A 16,770-nucleotide genomic window follows, 5' to 3' on the forward strand; every position below is an offset into this window, starting at 1 on the left:
TTTTGATATAATTGATATGACAGATAATGTGTTTATTCTTGATAAATTTGGTTTTCTTGGGAAAGTTTTTTTGAGCGAACTCCAGCAGCATGCTGTTATTGTTGATATAAAAGCAAAAACAGAAATTATAAGAGAAGGACAAAAAAACAAATATGTACCCTTTCTGATAAAAGGTTCTATTAAAGTTTTTACCCTTAATGATGGCAGAGAGCTGATCTATTATTTTATTAAGTCTAGTGACAGCTGTCTGATGACTTTTTCTTCGATTTTTACAGACTATGTAAGCCGCGTATTTGCCGTTGCTGAAGAAGAATCAGAAGCCTTACTGATTCCTGTTTCTGTGATGCACGATTGGCTGATCAGGTTTCCGGAGATCAATAAATTATTTTATCGTGAATATGACAGGCGCTTTTCAGAAGTCATGAATATGGTTAATGATGCTGTTTTCCATAGACTTGATAAAAGAGTATTAAATTATATTAAACAGCAGATCATCAGTACAGGGAAAAGTCCCTTGAAAATTACCCACCGTGAAATTGCCAGCAGTCTCGGTACTTCCAGAGAAGTGGTAAGTAGGGTACTAAAAAAAATAGAAAGTGACGGCGAGATTGTGCAGACCAAAGAAGGAATCAAAGTCACTGTAAATGAAAATGTTAGATTAATCTAATTTATAATGTTTCAAAAGTTTTGTTTTATGATTGATAAAAACAATGCCTTTGGTGACTTTTATCACATAATTTTGAATTGAGAACTTGATAAGTTTGTCATATGATAATTTAATTCAAATTGTATATGACAAAAGCTCTCTTATTTTTGTCAATATTTTCATCAGGTTTTGCCTTTGCACAGGAAGATCTGTTGAAAGATATTGATACTATTAAAACCGATACGGAATTTTCACAACCTGCTTTCAAAGCACTACAGATTGTTACAGGACAATCTACAAAGCTTGCCGCCAAAAAAGAATGGTACATTATTGTTGCCCATAGATTTGGTGATGTAAGCACAGGATTTAAAAACTTTTTTGGACTGGATAACGCTTCCACAAAATTAGGCGTAATTTATGGTATTAATGATGCTATTTCTGTCAGTTTATCAAGGGAAACGAATATGAAAACCTTTGAAGGTGCTGTGAAATACAGGCTGATAAGACAGAATGATGACTTTCCGGTAGATATTGTTGGGTATAATGTGATGGGTGTAAATACGGATCTCAGTAAGGACAACTATCCGTTTCTTAAATTCAACGACAGACTTTCTTATCTTACCCAGGCTTTAATTTCAAGACGATTTAACGATAAGCTTTCACTGCAGCTTACTCCTTCATATGTTCATAAGAATCTGTATGAGCCTAAAAATGAAGATAAAAACCAATTTTTAGCAGGATTAGGCGGACGCTATAAAATTTCAAAGAGAGTTTCTGTAAATGCAGAATATTTTGTGAATTTTGACAATCACAGTTTCTACAAAAATCCTCTTTCTTTAGGAGTGGATATAGAAACCGGGGGACATGTGTTCCAGCTTTTATTCTCGAACTCCCAGATTAATTCAGATATAGGATATCTTACCAATGCATCAGGTGAATGGGGGAAAGGACATATTTTCTTTGGGTTTAATCTTTATAGAGTTTTTTAATATGAGAAAGTTAACATACCTCGTGATCCTTTCATCAGTGGGAATACTGAATTCCTGTGATAGCAGGACCTATGAAGAGATTTCAGATAATACCCCTATTACGATGCCGATAAAATATACCGCAGATGTAAAACCGATTATAGACAACAACTGTATTGGTTGTCATTCTGCAGGCAGTTTTAAACCTTTAACAACCTACGATCAGGCAAAGAATAACATAGATGGAATCCTGGACCGGATCCAAAGGCCAAACGGCGACCCTGAAAAAATGCCTAAAGGAGGATCCCTGTCGGCAACACAAATTAATATTTTCATCAAATGGAAAGCTGATGGATTAACTGAAAATTAAAAAATTTGATATGAAAAAAATAATATTAATCAGCGCATCACTGCTTTTTACCGGATACGCTTCAGCACAGAAATACAGCTCTAAAACAGGTAAGGTGACTTTTGAAGCTTCAGTACCGTTATTTGAAGATGTGTATGCCCAGGATGAGAATAACCTGGTTGTCTTAAATGCTGACAGTGGGGAAATGGCATCGGTTTCAGCCGTTAAAAACTTTCATTTTAAAACAAAATTAATGGAAGAGCACTTTAATGAAAGCTATGCAGAAACAGCCAAGTATCCAAAGACCACTTTCAAAGGAAAAATTATCGGTTTTGATAAAACAAAACTGACTGCCAGTCCACAGAAATATACAGTTCAAGGAAGCCTCAATTTTCATGGGGTAGATAAAGCGGTGGCTTCTACAGCTACTATCTATACTAAAGACGGTAAAATCTATATGCAGGGAAATTTTGTAGCCAGACCCGCAGACTATAAAGTGACAATCCCTAAGATGGTGACAAAGAAAATTGCAGAAAGTGTAAATGTTGAATACAACTATATATTGATAAAACAATGAGAAATCTGATCTTATTACTAACGGTCTTCCTGAGCTCATTCCTGGTGGCTCAGGAAAAAGTAAAGTCAATATTTGATATTGCAAGAAGTGGAACTGTCACAGAAGTACAGGAGCTGATGAAACAAAATCCGGATGTGATCAATCAAACCAACGAAAATGGATTTTCGCCACTTATTTTGGCCTGTTACAGAGGAAATGTAGAGGTGGCTAAATTTCTGATTGAGCACGTAAAAGATGTGAATTATAAAAGTGATGAAGGGACAGCCTTATCCGGACTTTCGGTGAAATATAATAAAGAGTTGGTAGAGCGTTTATTAAAGAAAAATGCTGATCCTAATATCGCCGACACCACAGGATATACACCATTATTCTGGGCTGTGAAGTTTGGAAATAAAGAACTGGTAGAGCTGCTGTTGAAGTACAATGCAGATAAAACAAAAAAAGATTCAATGGGAATGACCCCATTTGAATATGCATTAAAAACAGATAAAAAAGATATTATTAACCTCTTAAAAAATTGATATGAAAAAACTTTTACTCACCTTAAGTATGGCTCTTGCCAATTTCGCATGGGCCCAGTTTTCCTCAGGCGTTGTAAGTCTTGGGGCAACAGGAATGACCGTGAAGCTGGAAACTTCACCCACATTGGCAACCTTGACACTTACCGGAAACAGTACTTCCTATCTGGGAATAGGTGCCGGTGATTCCGGAATGGAAGCCGGTGCAGACGGATTTATTTATAACAGCAGCTCAAACCTTGATTATAGTTTTAATGGTATAGGGGCATTCCCTAGTGTAGATGCTGTTCAGGATTGGACTCTTGTTTCCAACACTGTTTCAGGAACTACCCGGACTGTTATTGCGACCAGAAGTTTATCCGGAAGTGCCGGTGATTTTGTAATCCCAAATGCAGCAGGCTCTCTGGATATATTTTTTGCTAGAGGAGGAAGCACAGCAATATCTCAACATAGTTCTTCTAACAGAGGATATGTAACGTTAACAATGACGGCAAGCAATTTATCAACCACTGAGGCAGTTACCGAAACTAAGAAAGTAAGCCTTTATCCGAATCCTGCTAAGCAAACAGTTAGTTTTAAAAACGTTGATCGTATAAAATCTATTGATATTTATGAAGCAGCAGGAAGAAAGATAAAATCTGTACAACCGGATAAAGAAACCATTAGCATTGAAGATCTGAAGTCAGGAATATATTATTTTGAAATTCTATTGAAAGACGGAAGTCTGTCTTATGAAAAATTGATTAAAGAATAGTCCAGAGAAAACACATCTACATATTTTCAATAGTACCTCTGATTTTTCGGAGGTATTATTATGAAGAAAAATAATGAATTTTTTAATTTTTTTAAGATGATTGGATGAATGTATAAAGAATATTTACAAATTAACGATTAATTATTCTAAAAGTGTATTGTATTTTTAATTTTTATCCTACTTTTAAGGCGTAAAAAACTAATAACTTACAATGAAAACACGCACCACATTTAAATTTGGGCAGATATTGCTATTTGCTTTTGGGGCCTTATTACTTTCCTTTCAGTATTCGTGTAAAGATGAATCAACTGAAATGCAAAATGAAGCAGCCTTAGAGCAAAATAACATTAACGTGTATGCCCGTTCATTTTCCGGGGATTCTATCCTTTTGAAAAACCCTTATTCTGTTGAAACCATGAAAATTGCTCTTGAACAGCTAAGAGCTAAAAACCCAAAACAAACCGCAGGATTCGAAGTACGCCCTTCCCATCTTTACCTTAAATTCAACCCTAAAAATGAAGATGAAGTAGGATTGCTGAAGCAGGATTCTACCATTCATTACTTCGATTACAGATTAGATGCTGAATATGCAGATGGATTCCTGGAAAACAGAGCTCCAGACAGAGACTCTATTCCTGTTTATTATACTGCAGTTCCCGTAGGAAAAAACCTTCCTGCAGTTGAGCATGAAGTCCTGAGTGAACTGTATATCCCTGAACAGGATCCTTATTTTTCCGATATTGATGATATAGAAAGATATGAAGTTACCGGAAAATTAGCCAACAAAACAGATCTGTTTAATAACCTTTTATACCTGGCCTATGAACTTACAGGGAATGAAGCAGATCTGCTTACCGATGATTCTACTCCCCAGGCAAAATGGATATTTGGGAAAAAATGGTATCCGAGCGGAAGAATTCAGGTCAAAGATGATATTTTAGATGTAGTACCGGTAACCGGAGCTCAGGTATTGATGAGACAATGGTTTACTGTAGCACAGGGAATTACAGACGGGAACGGCTATTTCTCCACTTCTTCAGTACGTGGAAAAGCAAAATATGTTATCCAGTGGGAAAGATATAATTATAGTGTGAGAAACGGATCTATTTTCCAGGCAGAAATGAAAGGTCCCAATGTAAAGCAGCAGGCATGGTACCCAGTTATTGATGGAGGAGAAGATGAATATCACGCTCTGATACATCAGGCGGCACATGATTTCTATTATGGGTATAGATTTGGACTTACTTCTCCGCCTATGAATAACCATATCTATAATTTCGGAAGACAGAGCCAGATAAAGATTGCAGCCCGTAAATCAGCACCGTGGGGAGTACCTTCTTCTTATTCTCACATCAGAAGTGAACTTACTTTTGGTTTATCAGCCCAGGTCCATATTAAAGCATATGGAAGATTATCCGATATGGTGTACGGAACAACCATCCATGAATTGAGCCACGCCCTGCATTCAATTATAGACAGATCGGCGTATAATGACATTTGCCAGGATTCCTTCCTGTCTTCCAATTCTGCGGTCAAAAACCGAAACCGAAGACTTCTTGAAAGCTGGCCAACTACTGTGGAAACTTTGATGACCTTAGAAAGATATAAAAGGATAAGAGGATATGCGGTTTACAGATCTACAGGTTCCAATAACTTCCAGAACCGTACCATTAGTGCTGAAAATCATTATACATCAGGCGGATATGATATGATTGACGGAAATAATCAGAATGTTATGTTTGGAGTAGGATACCCTGCAGACAGAGTTACCGGATATACGGCTTCACAGCTGGAACAGGCGCTTAAAGGGTCTAGAAACTGGTATCAGTGGAGAGATAAAATAAAGACCAGTTATTCCAATCCTACCAGTATATATATGGACGAACTTTTTGCCAATTGGCCGGATTAATCACATTTTACATATTTTCAATAGTACCTCTGATTTTTCAGAGGTACTATTATTTTATTTACTTCTGGAAATCTTAAAAGGCTTAATTTTAAAGGGATTGTTTGATTTTTTATATATTTGTATATAACCGGATATCCTATGAAAATTACTTTTGAAAAATACAATCCTTTGTGGAAAAAGCAATTTGAAACGATTAAAAATGAATTGAAAAACAGCATCGGTTTTTTGAACCCACACATTGAACATATCGGAAGTACATCAGTGGAAGGTTTATCTGCAAAACCCGTGATAGACATTATGATTGGGGTGAAAAATGAAGAAGAACTGGATAAGGTTCCTCCTTTATTACAGGGACAGGATTATGTTTATTACCGGAAGTATAACGAGGATATGCCATACCGCCGTTTTTTTATAAAGCTTACAGATCAGCCTCAGCATTTAGGATTTCCGGAAATTATTGAAGCAGGAGATGAAATTCCTGAAGGAATTCACGATCATAAGCTTCGTATCGCCCATATTCATGTAATTCCCACTTCTTCTGAACATTGGCTTCGTCATATTGCATTTCGGGATTACTTACGGACTCATTCTGAAGTGAAAAATCAATATCAGCAACTAAAAGAATATTTGAGTGAAAAAGAATGGTATGACGGGAATGATTATAATGAAGGAAAAGATCCGTTTATCAAGAGAGAAGAACGAAAGGCTGTTGAGTGGTATTTGGAACACCGAAAATAAAGAATTAATGCAATGGAAAAAGACCTAAAGGAAATCGCCGGTCAATTGGCAAAAATCAAGAGGCTGAATGATTTTATAGAATATGGAGGAGTTGCCGCAGCTATTGAAACTACAAACGGAAATGTTTACACTGGAATCAGTATAGACACAGCATGCTCTATGGGATTTTGTGCGGAACACAGTGCTGTAGCTGAAATGTTGAAAAATGGAGAGCATAAGATCAAGGCCGCAGTAGCAGTAGGAAATGATGGAAATGCAGTACCACCCTGTGGACGTTGCAGGGAGTTGATGAGCCAGCTATCCAGAGAAAATCTCAATGCCGTGATAGAAGTGAAAAACGGAATATTTGTAACCTTAAAAGAATTAATGCCTTACGACTGGAAAGAAGATCTTGAAAGAGAATGGTAATTTTTTTAACTCATAATTTTTATTAAACCAATGGAATTCAAAACTTTAAAAAATACTAATGTAGAGGAGCTTTTATCTGTATTTAATCTTTCTTTTTCTGATTATATTGTTCCTTTTCATCTGACAAAAGAGGTGCTTATCTCAAAAATTAATTCTGAAAAAATAGATTTAAACTTATCGGTAGGGGCATTTGAGTCCGGGCAGTTGGTAGGGTTTATTCTTAATGCCGAAAAAACAGAAGATCCTCATAGAATAATCTATAATGCCGGAACGGGAGTCGTTCCTGAAAGCAGAGGAAAAGGGCTGGTAAGAAAAATGTATGATTTTATCCTTCCCATATTAAAAGACAGAAAAGTAGACACCTTAATCCTTGAAGTGATTGATGGAAACAAGCCGGCGATCAGGGCCTATGAAAATTTAGGATTTACTGTTGTACGGAGACTGCTTTGTTTCAATGGGAATATTAATGTACAACAAACAGATTCCGATATTGTAATAAAAGAACTGGAAGAGGTTCAATGGGACAATCTCCGTGCTTTCTGGGATATTGAACCGTCATGGCAGGGTTCAGTTTTTGTCCTTGAAGATATGCGCAAAGACTGTATAGTCCTTGGTGCCTATAAAGATGGAAAACTGGCAGGATACGCTTTTTATAATCCGGTAGCAAAGAAAATATACCATATTGCTGTAGATAAAGATCACAGAAGACAAGGAATTGCAACCAGACTTTTCGAAGCTATTAAAGAGAAAAATAATGGAGAAACCGTATCCTTAAATAATGTAGATGAGGTTTCAGAAAGCACCTTTCATTTTCTTAGTGAAAGAATAGGCCTTAAAAACTGGGTATCCCAGTTTGAAATGAAGCGTATTATCTGATAGTCAGTATATTTTTAATCAAAATAAATGGTTTTAATATACTTTTAATCTCTTAAACTTTTCAGAGAGCGGTATAGAATGTAACTTTGCTGAAATTTTTTAAATAATGAAGCGAGGAATACATTTTTTACTGCTGCTTATTTCCTTTACGGTCTTTGCCCAGCAGGCAACTGTTGATACAGCCCAGATAGTCATTCCGGGTCGGCAGAATACAATAGAGGCTCAGTCAAAACCTTATGTGATTATGATCTCAACTGACGGTTTTCGGTATGATTATGCTAAAAGATATAATGCTGAAAATCTCCTGAAATTTTCCAATAATGGTATACAGGCAAAGGCAATGATCCCAAGCTATCCCAGTATTACATTTCCTAACCATTGGAGCCTGATCACCGGACTTTATCCTGCTCATCATGGGTTAATAGATAATTTTTTCTACGATTATAAGAGAAATGAAACCTATGCCATGAGCAATAAGAAAAATGCTGAAGATGGAAGCTGGTATGGCGGAACTCCACTTTGGGGATTGGCTGAAAAACAAGGGTTAGTATCTGCTTCTTTAATGTGGGTGGGCTCTGCCAGCGATGCCGGAGGAATAAGACCAAGCTACTATTATCCTTATCATGAAAAATTTACTCCTTCAGAAAAAGTAGAAAAAGTAGTGAACTGGCTGAAATTACCCGAAGATAAAAGACCTCATTTCATTTCATTGTATTTCCCGGAAGTAGATGGAAGCGGACATCATTATGGACCCGATACGAAAGAAACCGAAAATGCAGTTCATTTAATTGATCATGCTATTGGTGATCTGGTTCAGAAAGTGAATGATTTGGGCTTAAAAAATGTCAATTTTATTTTTGTGTCAGACCATGGAATGATCAAAGTGGATGGAGGAGCTCCACTGGAAATTCCAGCTGTACTTTTTGATAAAAGCAGGTTTGATTTTTATAACTCCCAGACCTTATTGAGGATATATGTTAAAAATCCTGCTGAGATCAAGTCTGTTTATAAAGAATTAAAGGCTCATAAAACGGAAGATTACGAGGTCTATCTGGACAAAAAGCTACCCAGATATCTCCATTTTGCAACAAGAGATGACCAATACCACAGAATAGGGCAGATTCTTCTGATTCCGAAAGCGCCCAAAATATTTCTTGAGAAAGGAAAGAAAACATCTGTGGGAAAACATGGGTACAATCCTAAAGTTGTTCCTGAAATGAAAGCAACATTTTATGCATGGGGACCTAAATTTAAAAATAACTTGGTAGTAGATGAGTTTGCCAATATTAATGTTTATCCTGTGGTCGCTGAAATTTTAGGATTGAAAATTGACCAACCCATTGATGGAAAACTGAAAGTCCTGAAGGAAATATTGAAGGAAGAAAAATAATCGGATAACGAATGATTACGTCAAAAAAGAATCGGCGCACCAAAGGTGCGCCGATTCTTTTTATATCCAAATAACTTAAAACTTAGAAGAAAATTCTTTAGCAAAATCCTCAAGCTTTGTCTTTCCTGTAACAGGAGATCCATGATCCATGAAATCTTTCTGTACAATACCGGTTCTTATCCCTCTTCCCATTTCAGTATACAGTTCTGCCATATCCTGTGGAAGCCCGGCCTGTAGCATTCCGTTGAAAGAATCTTCATCTGAGAATTCTATCCACGGCAGTTCAGGCTTTTCTATGGAAGTTCCTAAGACTTTGGCAAAATCAGAAGCTTTTCTGCTGTCACTTACGATATAACGTATGCTGTTACCATTTCCATTTTTTACAAGCTCTTCAGCGGCTGCGTTAGCAATGTCGTTAGGATGTACCAACGGAACTTCAGTATTTGCGGGATAATTGCCTCCAATAATTCCCGCATTCTGGATTAAGGGAATATCATTGAAAAAATTAGTGTAAAAATATCCGGCTCTTAAAAATGTAAATGAAGTGTTTTCAACCTCCTGATATAGTTTCTCAATCTGGTGAAGGCCTTTGATAGGCCCTGTTTCTACAGGAGATTCTGCACCTACACTACTGAGCATGACAGCTCTTTTTACATTGGCCTTTTTTAATGCTTCAGCATAATTTTTTCCTGCATCAACAGTATTGTCAACAATGTTATTTTCACTGATAGCAGGAGGGGTCATGACGAAAACTGCATCGGCTCCCTCAAATGTTTTGCTAAGGAAATCAATATCTGTAATAGATCCGATAGCCGGAACAGCTCCCAATGATTCTATATTTTGTTTCCTTGCTTCGTTACTGCTGATTACAGTGACGTTATGCCCTTCATTGACTAATTGTTGTGCTAAAGGCTTAGCTACATTTCCTAATGATCCTGTGATGATGATTTTCATATGTAAATTTTTTATTGTTTTTTAATGATCATATGTAATCGCTGCATATTGATTAACTTTTATGAATTGATCAAGTATTGCGATTTCATAATAAATGTTTTTTTATTTCCGAATACAAAGTTATATTTGTACTTACTTTTATACAAGTACTTACCCTAAAGTATGTAACTATGACAGCAATCAAAGAAAGTTCAACCATTCAGGAGAACAGAAAAGTACTGCAGGATTGTCCTGTAATGTATGTTATGGAAAGGATAGGAGGGTTCTGGAAACCTATTATTCTGTTTAATCTTTCCACAGGAGAAAAAAGATACAGTGAACTGAAAAAAGCAATTCCTGCCGTCACAGAAAAAATGCTGATTCAGCATTTAAAACAGCTGGAAGCAGACGGACTGATCATCAGGACCGCAAGACCTGTTGTACCCCCGCATGTTACCTATACACTAAGTGAAGCCGGTCACGGACTTGGTACAGTGATTGACGCTATGGCAGAATGGGCATTCCAGGATATGGATGGGAAGTATAAATGAGAATACATTGTATAAGGTAAAAAGTATAATGTGAACATTAAACACCTTCTACATCAATAGAAACGGGCTTTAGTCCGTTTTGGTTTATATAAAAATACCATTGGCTTTAGCCAAAACCCATAAAAAATAAGCAAAAAGGCTCTTCAATCAGAAGAACCTTTTCATGTTGTATAGTCGATTACAGGGACTGCATATCAATCACAAAACGGTATCTCACATCACTCTTCAGCATTCTTTCATAGGCTTCATTAATTTCCTGCATCTTGATCATTTCAATTTCCGATACAATATTGTGTTTTCCACAGAAATCCAGCATTTCCTGAGTTTCTGCAATACCCCCGATTACAGAACCGGCCACAGATTTTCTTCCCAAAATCATAGGAACAGTATTCAGAATAGGTTCTAAACCTCCCAGATATCCTACAAGTACATGAGTTCCGCTGATATTTAAAGTAGTAACATATGGATTTACATCATGTACATAAGGAACGGTATCAATAATCACATCGAATTTTCCTTTTACAGAATCCATTTGGGCTTCATCTGTAGAAATAATAACGTGGTCAGCGCCCAGTTGCTTTGCGTCTTCAGTCTTTCCCGGAGTTCTTGAAAATAAAGTCACTTCGGCACCTAATCCTTTAGCAAGTTTAATTGCCATATGACCTAAACCACCTAAACCTACTACTGCTACTTTAGAATTCGGACCTACATTCCAGTGTCTTAGTGGTGACCAGGTTGTAATCCCTGCACATAGAAGTGGTGCTACGGCTGCAAGGTCAAGATTTTCAGGTATTTTTAATACATGATCAGAATTAACCACTACTTTCTGAGAATAGCCACCGAAAGTATGACCACCTGAGTGCTTGTCATGACCATTGTAAGTTCCGGTAAATCCATTCAGGCAATACTGTTCAAGATCATGCTGGCAGCTTTCACAGTGGCCGCATGAATCTACAATACATCCTACACCTGCCAGATCACCTACTTTAAACTTGGAAACCTCGCTTCCTACCTTTGTAATCTTTCCTACGATCTCGTGCCCCGGAACGGCAGGGTAGATTGTTCCTCCCCAGTCGTTTCTTGCGGTATGAAGGTCAGAGTGACATACTCCGCAATAGAGAATTTCAATTTCTACATCGGTAGAGGTAATTTCTCTTCTTTCAATATTCATTTCTTTCAGGTCTGCTGTGGTAGATTCCGTACCATAGGCTTTTACTGTAAATGTGTTCATTTGATTAATTAATTTAAAGTTAATAAGTTCAGTTTTATAAATTGTTATATTCGTCGTTTGTTACAGGTTTCAACCATTCTACAATCCCATTTTGGGTATTGACATTAATGGCGATATGTGTCAATTCACTGTCAGGTGCTGCTCCATGCCAGTGGATCACATCTGGAGGAATGTTGACTACATCTCCCGGATGTAAAACCTGGGCATGTTTTCCTTTTTCCTGGTAAAAACCTTTTCCTGAAGTTACGATTAAAATCTGTCCACCTCCATGAGAATGCCAGTTATTTCTGCATCTGGGTTCAAAAGTGACATTTCCGACCTGGCAGTTCAGCCCATCTTCATTCGGTTTTAAAAGATGAATCCAGGCTGTTCCTCCAAAAAAATAATCGGAAGGGGCTTTTTCTCCTTTCGGAAAAATGGTTGTATTAAAAGTTTCCATAACGGTACAAAAGTCGAAACTTTCAGATAAACAAGACTTATACAGATTACCGAATTACTTACCAATTTTACAGACCTTATTTCAATTACAAATGAAAGTGGTAATTTTGAATAGTAATAAAAATATACTTCATGGAAAATCAGGAGGTTGAAATCTATAATACGGTCTCGGAATATAATAAAATGGCAAATCATGAAACCCTGCATCCGCTGGTAAGTATCATTGATTTTTCAAAATCAGATCCTATTTGCCAGCATAAAAGAATGTTTGGGTTTTATACCGTTTTTCTGAAAGATGTAATGTGTGGAGACATGCAGTATGGAAAGCACAGCTACGATTATCAGGAAGGAACTTTGGTTTTTATTGCTCCTGGTCAAACCTATGGAATTTATAATAAAGACAGATCTATTCAGCCTGCAGGTTTTGCCTTAATTTTCCATCCGGATTTGATAAAAGGAACCAACTTAGGAAAAAACATCAAAGACTATTCATTTTTCTCTTATGACGTACATGAAGCACTCCATCTTTCCGAGAAAGAAAGAGAAGTGGTACTGGATTGCTTTAAAAATATTAAACTTGAGCTGGAACAGTCTATTGATAAACACAGCAAGTCACTCATTGTTAATAATATTGAACTGTTTTTAAATTACTGCATGCGTTTTTATGACCGCCAGTTTATTACCAGAGATCATATTAACCAGGGAGTGATCGGAAAATTTGAAGATCTCGTAGATGAATATTTAAAATCTGATGATCCTAAAAATATAGGCTTTCCCATGGTGAACTACTTTGCAGAAAAACTCAATCTCTCAGCTAATTATTTTGGAGATCTTATCAAAAAGGAATTGGGAGTTTCAGCACAGGAATTTATCCACAACAAACTGATTGATGTGGCCAAAGAACAAATCCTGGATCAGGAGAAATCAATCAGTGAAATTTCCTATAATCTGGGGTTCAAATATCCACAGCACTTTACCCGGTTATTTAAAACCAAAGTAGGAATTTCTCCCAGTGAATATAAACTCCTGAACTAAAGTTTTCAACACTCATAACACTAGTTTTTTCACTAATACAATTCTGATTAGTGAATATTTGTGCGTCCATTCGTGAGATTCGTGGTTTAAACTATAAGATTTTTTGTTTAAATAATTTTCTGTTCTCAAAAAACAAAATTAAATTTAAAGAGAAAAGTTTTCACAATCTAATGACGACACCAAATCAGCAAGAAACCTTTATTTTTGAAACTCGTTTTGGAAAAATTATTGCATTAAAACAAAACGGGATCATCAAGGCTAAAAGTATTCGTTATGCCCATTCCGAAAGATTTCAATTACCTGTTCCGGTAGAATCTTCCCTATCAGATAATCTTCCTCCTGATAAAACTCCCGTTTGTCCACAGGCATTAAGCCCACTTGTGGAAAAGATGATCGGTACAATACCTGTTGAAGTCTTCGAGACTGATGAGTCTACTCAGTATCTTTCCGTGACCCGTCCTGAAAACATTATTGAAAATGAAAAACTTCCTGTAGTTGTTTGGATTCATGGAGGTTCTCATGAGATTGGCTGTGGTGATATGGATACTGCAGATCCTGCCGGATGGGTAAAGGAACAACATATCATTGTAGTAAGTGTTTCCTATCGTTTAGGAATCTTTGGTTTTTTAGGTGGCGATGAAAAGAGACCTCCGAATCTTGGACTGTTTGATATTATTGAAGCATTAAAATGGGTCCAGATTAATATTGCTGATTTTGGAGGAGATCCTGAAAATATTACCCTTATGGGGCAGTCTTCAGGAGGTGATGCAATAGCCCATCTGATGATTTCAGAAGGAACAGATGGATTATTTCACCGGGTCATTATCCAGAGTGCTCCTTTAGGGTTACGTCATAAAAGACAAAAGATGTCAGCTGAATTCCTCAGAAAAACAGAAATACTGAAAGATGAAACCGATGTTTTGAAAATAGCGGATGAGTACAGAAAGTTCGTCCCATCAGTGTTTAAATATGGTTTAAAAGCAGCAATGCCATTTGGAACGCAGTATGGATTTCCTCCCTTGTGCAGAGAAGAAGAATCTGAAACAAAATGGAAAGAGAGTGCCGGAAAATATGATGTTCTGATTGGTTTGAATAATGATGAAACAGCATTTTATCTTAAAACTTCAGAATCTTTACATCCTTTTTTCGGGAAGGGTATGGGGTTGAAAATAATGAATAAAATAGTTAGGAAAACCACCGAGTTCATCTATGGCCATCCGGCAAAGTTATTTGCAGATAATTACGCAAAAGCAGGAGGAAATGTTTATTTGTTCAGAATTCATTCCCTGTTGAAAGATAATCATATCGGAGCACCACACTGTATTGATCTGCCGTTGATTTTTGGAAATGAACCAGCGTGGAAATCCTCAGGACTGTTAAAAGATATTCCATGGACATATATTCATAAAAATGGGAAAAGAGTAAGAGCGCTCTGGGCGGAGTTTGTCCGTACCGGAAAAATATCCGATATTGCCGAAAGACCTGAAATCCTGGAACTCCGAAAGATGTAGCTATACATCAATCTTGTAAAATCCCTAATCTTAATAAATATTCCCTTCCTTGGAAGGGTGGCAAAAATTCAAAGAACTTTTTGACGGATGGTCAACTGTATTTTCAATATTTGTTTTCTGTGAATTATATACTAAAACATGCAGTTGGCGTTTATTATTCATTTGTAATTATTATTTTTAATGTATATTTAATAACTAAACCATAAAAAATAATAATCATGAAAACAAAACTTTTTCTTAACGCACGGAGATTCGACAGACAAGAACTTAAAAATATGAAAGGTGGAATCATCATCCGTGACAGAGTTTGCTGTGCTTATAATGAAGAAAATTTCTGCTGCGAGTGGGCTATAGACTTTAGAAACTGCCGGGGTATTCAATGCTAGAAACTATCAATTAAATAATGATAAAGCATACATGACTCATTTGGGCAGGTATGCTTTTTTATTGATATCTGTTCTTATTCACTGATCCATACACTCACATTTCCTGCAGGAACAGGAAAATCTCCCCAGCCGTTTTCATCAATCGTTATTTTTTCTTCATATCTTTTCAATAAGTCCCTGAAACTTTTTCCGGCATATTGTTTTCCTATTTCCATGGGCTTGTTGTAGGCATCTTTATTACTTAAGACAACAGCGCACCCCGGGTGCTGATCATCACCATCCCGTACCCATCCAAGACAGTTGGCATCTTCAAAATAATCCCGCTGATTTCCATATGCATGATCTTTCCTTGCTTTAAGAAGTATTTCAAGGCCATCTATTTTAGGCATGAATATCTCCTGATCGTTCCCTTCTCTGTCTTTATCAACATAATGAGCACCATATAGATCAGGATAAAATACACACGGGTAGCCTTCTTTCCTCAATAAGATCAAAGCATAAGCAATAGGCTTAAACCAAGGCTCTACCGGAGCTTCCAGATCTTGTAAAGGCTGGGTGTCATGATTGGCAACAAGACTTACAGAATGTAATGGATCTGCCTGGGTAAGCGTTTCATCAAAAATTCTTCGCAGGTCATAAGAATCACCTTCCCTTGAAGCATTGTGAAAGTTATTCTGCAGGGAGCTGTCAAAAAGACTCATGCAGCCTTCGGTAACCTCAATATATTTTTGAAGAAGATGGAGATAGCCCGGTGCCCAGTATTCACCTACAGCAAAAATATTTTTTCCTGTATTGGAACGAAGCAGGGAAATCCATTCTTTGTAAAAATCAAAAGAAATATGCTTTAAGGCATCCAGCCTCACTCCATCAAAATCGGTCTGGTCGAAATACCACTTTGCCCAGTTATTAAGCTCTTCCCGTACAAAAGGATTTCTGTGCTCAATGTCATTATACATCAGATAGTCATAATTTCCTTTCTCATCATCTATCATTTCTTCCCAGTCATTTCCATATTCAGACTGTATTTTAAAAATATGAGAATCCATACCTTCTGCATAATCTACACCACTGAAGCAGGTAAAGTTCCACTCAAAATCAGAATATTTTTTTCCTCTTCCCGGAAATGTAAATTTAGTATAAGATTCTATTTCAATGACATCAGAAATAATTTTTTCCCTGTTGTTTTCATCTACTTTTACTGCTTTAAATTTTTCCAGCTCATCACCTCCCGCTTTATGCCCCAGCACGATATCTACAATAACTTCTATATTGTGATTTTTAAGTGCTTTAATCGCTTTTAGATACTCATTTTTACTGCCATATTTCGTAGATACAGTTCCTTTTTGGTCAAATTCGCCAAGATCATAAAGATCATAGGCGTCATATCCTGTGGAATACCCTCCATTGGTTCCTTTGTAAGCAGGAGGGAACCATACGGATGTGATTCCTAATTCTGATAAATATCCGGCCTGTTTTTCGGCTTCTTTCCACAATTTTCCATCACCTTCAGAATACCAGTGGAAAAACTGAATCATTGTTTGGTTCATATATT

General features: G+C 36.8%; 19 protein-coding genes. 15 read left to right on the forward strand and 4 right to left on the reverse strand.

The window, feature by feature from the left end; all coding sequences use genetic code 11:
- The first annotated feature begins 16 nt into the window (after nt 1-16).
- The 11 genes from MP478_RS11905 (at nt 17) to MP478_RS11955 (ending at nt 9,133) form a co-directional block, all read left to right on the forward strand.
- A complete protein-coding gene (locus MP478_RS11905; RefSeq protein ID WP_230038295.1) occupies nt 17-667 on the forward strand; it encodes a Crp/Fnr family transcriptional regulator in 651 nt (216 codons plus the stop codon).
- Between the two features lie 125 nt (nt 668-792).
- On the forward strand, nt 793-1,635 hold the full coding sequence (locus tag MP478_RS11910; RefSeq protein WP_257200559.1) for a DUF5777 family beta-barrel protein: 843 nt from the start codon (nt 793-795) through the stop codon (nt 1,633-1,635).
- A 1-nt stretch (nt 1,636) separates the two neighbouring features.
- On the forward strand, nt 1,637-1,984 hold the full coding sequence (locus tag MP478_RS11915) for a hypothetical protein (protein ID WP_230038291.1): 348 nt from the start codon (nt 1,637-1,639) through the stop codon (nt 1,982-1,984).
- Nucleotides 1,985-1,994: 10 nt separating this feature from the next.
- Nucleotides 1,995-2,540: a YceI family protein gene (locus MP478_RS11920; RefSeq protein WP_257200560.1), complete on the forward strand. Its 546-nt coding sequence runs from the start codon at nt 1,995-1,997 to the stop codon at nt 2,538-2,540.
- Nucleotides 2,537-3,061, forward strand: a complete 525-nt coding sequence (locus MP478_RS11925; RefSeq protein ID WP_257200561.1) for an ankyrin repeat domain-containing protein — start codon at nt 2,537-2,539, stop codon at nt 3,059-3,061. The genes MP478_RS11920 and MP478_RS11925 overlap by 4 nt, the downstream gene beginning before the upstream one ends.
- Before the next feature lies 1 nt (nt 3,062).
- Nucleotides 3,063-3,812, forward strand: a complete 750-nt coding sequence (locus tag MP478_RS11930) for a T9SS type A sorting domain-containing protein (protein ID WP_257200562.1) — start codon at nt 3,063-3,065, stop codon at nt 3,810-3,812.
- A 211-nt stretch (nt 3,813-4,023) separates the two neighbouring features.
- Complete coding sequence (locus MP478_RS11935) at nt 4,024-5,721, forward strand: hypothetical protein (RefSeq protein WP_257200563.1); 1,698 nt, start codon at nt 4,024-4,026, stop codon at nt 5,719-5,721.
- 138 nt (nt 5,722-5,859) lie between these two features.
- Nucleotides 5,860-6,459 carry a GrpB family protein gene (locus MP478_RS11940; RefSeq protein WP_257200564.1) on the forward strand — a complete coding sequence of 200 codons (600 nt, stop codon included), beginning with the start codon at nt 5,860-5,862 and terminating at the stop codon, nt 6,457-6,459.
- Nucleotides 6,460-6,471: 12 nt separating this feature from the next.
- Nucleotides 6,472-6,867, forward strand: coding sequence for a cytidine deaminase (locus tag MP478_RS11945; RefSeq protein WP_257200565.1), 396 nt, complete (start codon nt 6,472-6,474; stop codon nt 6,865-6,867).
- 30 nt (nt 6,868-6,897) lie between these two features.
- A complete protein-coding gene (locus tag MP478_RS11950; RefSeq protein WP_257200566.1) occupies nt 6,898-7,743 on the forward strand; it encodes a GNAT family N-acetyltransferase in 846 nt (281 codons plus the stop codon).
- Between the two features lie 106 nt (nt 7,744-7,849).
- Nucleotides 7,850-9,133: an ectonucleotide pyrophosphatase/phosphodiesterase gene (locus tag MP478_RS11955; RefSeq protein ID WP_257200567.1), complete on the forward strand. Its 1,284-nt coding sequence runs from the start codon at nt 7,850-7,852 to the stop codon at nt 9,131-9,133.
- Between the two features lie 75 nt (nt 9,134-9,208).
- On the opposite strand, the gene MP478_RS11960 is transcribed toward MP478_RS11955, so the two are convergent.
- On the reverse strand, nt 9,209-10,087 hold the full coding sequence (locus MP478_RS11960) for an NAD(P)H-binding protein (RefSeq protein ID WP_257200568.1): 879 nt from the start codon (nt 10,085-10,087) through the stop codon (nt 9,209-9,211).
- Nucleotides 10,088-10,257: 170 nt separating this feature from the next.
- Here MP478_RS11960 and MP478_RS11965 point away from each other — a divergent pair, with 170 nt between their 5' ends.
- Nucleotides 10,258-10,617, forward strand: coding sequence for a helix-turn-helix domain-containing protein (locus tag MP478_RS11965; protein WP_257200569.1), 360 nt, complete (start codon nt 10,258-10,260; stop codon nt 10,615-10,617).
- A gap of 178 nt (nt 10,618-10,795) precedes the next feature.
- Here the strand turns inward: MP478_RS11965 and MP478_RS11970 are convergent, their stop codons facing one another.
- Together MP478_RS11970 and MP478_RS11975 are read right to left on the reverse strand one after the other, a co-directional pair.
- Complete coding sequence (locus MP478_RS11970) at nt 10,796-11,848, reverse strand: NAD(P)-dependent alcohol dehydrogenase (RefSeq protein WP_230038268.1); 1,053 nt, start codon at nt 11,846-11,848, stop codon at nt 10,796-10,798.
- A gap of 34 nt (nt 11,849-11,882) precedes the next feature.
- Complete coding sequence (locus MP478_RS11975; protein WP_257189839.1) at nt 11,883-12,287, reverse strand: cupin domain-containing protein; 405 nt, start codon at nt 12,285-12,287, stop codon at nt 11,883-11,885.
- A gap of 131 nt (nt 12,288-12,418) precedes the next feature.
- Here MP478_RS11975 and MP478_RS11980 point away from each other — a divergent pair, with 131 nt between their 5' ends.
- From MP478_RS11980 to MP478_RS11990, 3 genes are all read left to right on the forward strand, one after another.
- Entirely contained in the window at nt 12,419-13,321 is a 903-nt protein-coding gene (locus tag MP478_RS11980; RefSeq protein WP_257200570.1) for an AraC family transcriptional regulator, read from the forward strand.
- Between the two features lie 170 nt (nt 13,322-13,491).
- Nucleotides 13,492-14,832, forward strand: a complete 1,341-nt coding sequence (locus MP478_RS11985; RefSeq protein WP_257200571.1) for a carboxylesterase family protein — start codon at nt 13,492-13,494, stop codon at nt 14,830-14,832.
- Nucleotides 14,833-15,050: 218 nt separating this feature from the next.
- Nucleotides 15,051-15,218, forward strand: coding sequence for a hypothetical protein (locus MP478_RS11990; RefSeq protein WP_257200572.1), 168 nt, complete (start codon nt 15,051-15,053; stop codon nt 15,216-15,218).
- 74 nt (nt 15,219-15,292) lie between these two features.
- Here the strand turns inward: MP478_RS11990 and MP478_RS11995 are convergent, their stop codons facing one another.
- Complete coding sequence (locus MP478_RS11995; RefSeq protein ID WP_257189834.1) at nt 15,293-16,765, reverse strand: alpha-amylase; 1,473 nt, start codon at nt 16,763-16,765, stop codon at nt 15,293-15,295.
- Nucleotides 16,766-16,770: the final 5 nt, after the last annotated feature.

It is taken from the genome of Chryseobacterium sp. WG14 (genome assembly GCF_024586945.1).
In the GTDB taxonomy this organism is placed as follows: domain Bacteria; phylum Bacteroidota; class Bacteroidia; order Flavobacteriales; family Weeksellaceae; genus Chryseobacterium.

What these genes read in the sequence shown, in the direction of transcription:
- MP478_RS11955 (WP_257200567.1), top strand. Translation starts at nt 7,850, where the DNA reads ATGAAGCGAGGAATACATTTTTTACTGCTGCTTATTTCCTTTACGGTC.
- MP478_RS11935 (WP_257200563.1), top strand. Translation starts at nt 4,024, where the DNA reads ATGAAAACACGCACCACATTTAAATTTGGGCAGATATTGCTATTTGCT.
- MP478_RS11995 (WP_257189834.1), bottom strand. Translation starts at nt 16,765, where the DNA reads ATGAACCAAACAATGATTCAGTTTTTCCACTGGTATTCTGAAGGTGAT.
- MP478_RS11960 (WP_257200568.1), bottom strand. Translation starts at nt 10,087, where the DNA reads ATGAAAATCATCATCACAGGATCATTAGGAAATGTAGCTAAGCCTTTA.
- MP478_RS11945 (WP_257200565.1), top strand. Translation starts at nt 6,472, where the DNA reads ATGGAAAAAGACCTAAAGGAAATCGCCGGTCAATTGGCAAAAATCAAG.
- MP478_RS11915 (WP_230038291.1), top strand. Translation starts at nt 1,637, where the DNA reads ATGAGAAAGTTAACATACCTCGTGATCCTTTCATCAGTGGGAATACTG.
- MP478_RS11970 (WP_230038268.1), bottom strand. Translation starts at nt 11,848, where the DNA reads ATGAACACATTTACAGTAAAAGCCTATGGTACGGAATCTACCACAGCA.
- MP478_RS11920 (WP_257200560.1), top strand. Translation starts at nt 1,995, where the DNA reads ATGAAAAAAATAATATTAATCAGCGCATCACTGCTTTTTACCGGATAC.
- MP478_RS11910 (WP_257200559.1), top strand. Translation starts at nt 793, where the DNA reads ATGACAAAAGCTCTCTTATTTTTGTCAATATTTTCATCAGGTTTTGCC.
- MP478_RS11975 (WP_257189839.1), bottom strand. Translation starts at nt 12,287, where the DNA reads ATGGAAACTTTTAATACAACCATTTTTCCGAAAGGAGAAAAAGCCCCT.
- MP478_RS11925 (WP_257200561.1), top strand. Translation starts at nt 2,537, where the DNA reads ATGAGAAATCTGATCTTATTACTAACGGTCTTCCTGAGCTCATTCCTG.
- MP478_RS11985 (WP_257200571.1), top strand. Translation starts at nt 13,492, where the DNA reads ATGACGACACCAAATCAGCAAGAAACCTTTATTTTTGAAACTCGTTTT.
- MP478_RS11980 (WP_257200570.1), top strand. Translation starts at nt 12,419, where the DNA reads ATGGAAAATCAGGAGGTTGAAATCTATAATACGGTCTCGGAATATAAT.
- MP478_RS11950 (WP_257200566.1), top strand. Translation starts at nt 6,898, where the DNA reads ATGGAATTCAAAACTTTAAAAAATACTAATGTAGAGGAGCTTTTATCT.
- MP478_RS11965 (WP_257200569.1), top strand. Translation starts at nt 10,258, where the DNA reads ATGACAGCAATCAAAGAAAGTTCAACCATTCAGGAGAACAGAAAAGTA.
- MP478_RS11940 (WP_257200564.1), top strand. Translation starts at nt 5,860, where the DNA reads ATGAAAATTACTTTTGAAAAATACAATCCTTTGTGGAAAAAGCAATTT.
- MP478_RS11905 (WP_230038295.1), top strand. Translation starts at nt 17, where the DNA reads ATGACAGATAATGTGTTTATTCTTGATAAATTTGGTTTTCTTGGGAAA.
- MP478_RS11990 (WP_257200572.1), top strand. Translation starts at nt 15,051, where the DNA reads ATGAAAACAAAACTTTTTCTTAACGCACGGAGATTCGACAGACAAGAA.
- MP478_RS11930 (WP_257200562.1), top strand. Translation starts at nt 3,063, where the DNA reads ATGAAAAAACTTTTACTCACCTTAAGTATGGCTCTTGCCAATTTCGCA.